This is a genomic window from Vibrio sp. 1978, assembly GCF_033344345.1.
The window spans coordinates 1-521 of record NZ_JAWPOP010000999.1; the positions used below are offsets into that span (position 1 = coordinate 1).

Annotated in this window: 1 protein-coding gene; it reads left to right on the forward strand. The window is 50.7% G+C overall.

Going from position 1 to position 521, the window contains the following annotated elements; all coding sequences use genetic code 11:
• Positions 1-521: methyl-accepting chemotaxis protein (locus tag R8N49_RS30310; RefSeq protein ID WP_318190845.1), on the forward strand; the 521-nt coding region annotated here is incomplete at both ends.

Consider the following 521-nt stretch of genomic DNA (forward strand, 5'->3'; position numbering starts at 1 on the left):
TTGACGTCACTAAGACCAATAACGAGAGCTCAAATCGACTACAAAACATTGTTGAATCTGCGCAGGATCTTGATAGCAGTAGCCGCTCTACCATCGCTAAGTGCGACAACATCGCAACCGCGATGACTGAACTCGCACACTCGAGTGTGGAAATCGCTCAGTCCGCAGAGCGCGCAATGGGTGACACCACAACCATGAATAACAAAGTGGTCGACTGCCAGACCCAAAGTGAATTGTCTTACCGCTCCGTGCAAAGCTTGTTGGAGCAAATCAACGCCACTGAACAATGCATGGCAGAGTTGGCGAACGACACGCAGAGCATTGGCCAAATTGTCGAGACCATCAACAGCGTTTCTGAACAAACCAACTTATTAGCCCTTAACGCAGCAATTGAAGCCGCTCGTGCGGGCGAACATGGTCGCGGCTTCGCGGTTGTCTCTTCTGAAGTGCGTGATTTGGCGCAGCGCAGCCAAGAAGCTACCGAGAACATCAGCAAACTGTTGGACCAAATTGGCGAAAAA